This window comes from Pauljensenia sp. UMB3104 (assembly GCF_030217285.1).
In the GTDB taxonomy this organism is placed as follows: Bacteria; Actinomycetota; Actinomycetes; order Actinomycetales; family Actinomycetaceae; genus Pauljensenia.
This window is the reverse complement of sequence record NZ_JASONN010000304.1, coordinates 1-272: the sequence shown is the minus strand read 5'-3', so window position 1 is coordinate 272 and position 272 is coordinate 1. Positions and strand designations below refer to the sequence as shown.

Here is a 272-nt window from a genome sequence, read left to right as displayed (position 1 = left end):
CTCCGGGTTGGAGGTGCCCTGGTACTTGGTCTGCAAACGATCGTCACCGATAGCTTCGGCGGTTTGGAGCGCGCCCAGCACCTGATCGGCGGTGGGCGTCTTCAGATAGGGCGTCCCCGTCGCGGGATCGGGAGTATTCGAAGCCCAATGCATCCACACCCCCGCGTAGCAGTCCGCCTGCAGCTCGCTGCGGACGCCGGCGCCCTGTGCGCCCGTCTCACGCGTGTCGTGGACACGGAAAACTCCCTGAAGATTCTGGATGTGATGCCCCC

1 protein-coding gene is annotated in these 272 nt (G+C 65.1%); it reads right to left on the bottom strand.

Annotation, left to right across the window (positions count from 1 at the left end):
* On the bottom strand, positions 1–272 hold a 272-nt coding region (locus tag QP415_RS11810; RefSeq protein ID WP_306559702.1), incomplete at both ends, for a neutral zinc metallopeptidase.